The 438-nt window shown below is 63.2% G+C and carries 1 protein-coding gene; it reads left to right on the top strand.

The annotated features are described in order from the left end of the window. Nucleotides 1-438: alcohol dehydrogenase catalytic domain-containing protein (locus AACY19_RS27410; protein WP_339454622.1), on the top strand; the 438-nt coding region annotated here is incomplete at both ends.

A 438-nucleotide genomic window follows, 5' to 3' on the forward strand; every position in this document is an offset into this window, starting at 1 on the left:
CCATGAAGGCGCGGGCATCGTGCGCGAGGTTGGTGCTGGCGTCACCAGCGTGAAGCCTGGCGACCATGTCATTCCGCTCTACACTCCCGAATGCCGCCAATGTAAGTCGTGTCTCAGCGGCAAGACCAACCTGTGCACCGCGATCCGCGCGACGCAGGGCAAGGGGCTGATGCCCGACGGCACCACGCGCTTCAGCTACAAGGGGAAACCCATCTTCCATTACATGGGCTGCTCGACCTTCTCAAACTTCACCGTTCTGCCTGAGATCGCAGTGGCGAAGATCCGAGAGGACGCGCCGTTCAAGACGAGCTGCTACGTCGGCTGTGGGGTGACGACGGGGGTCGGCGCGGTCGTCAACACAGCGAAGGTGCAGGTGGGCGATACGGTGATCGTCTTCGGGCTTGGCGGGATCGGCCTTAACGTGTTGCAGGGCGCGCG

Source organism: Pseudomonas sp. EA_5y_Pfl2_R50, assembly GCF_963970475.1.
Lineage (GTDB): Bacteria > Pseudomonadota > Gammaproteobacteria > Pseudomonadales > Pseudomonadaceae > Aquipseudomonas.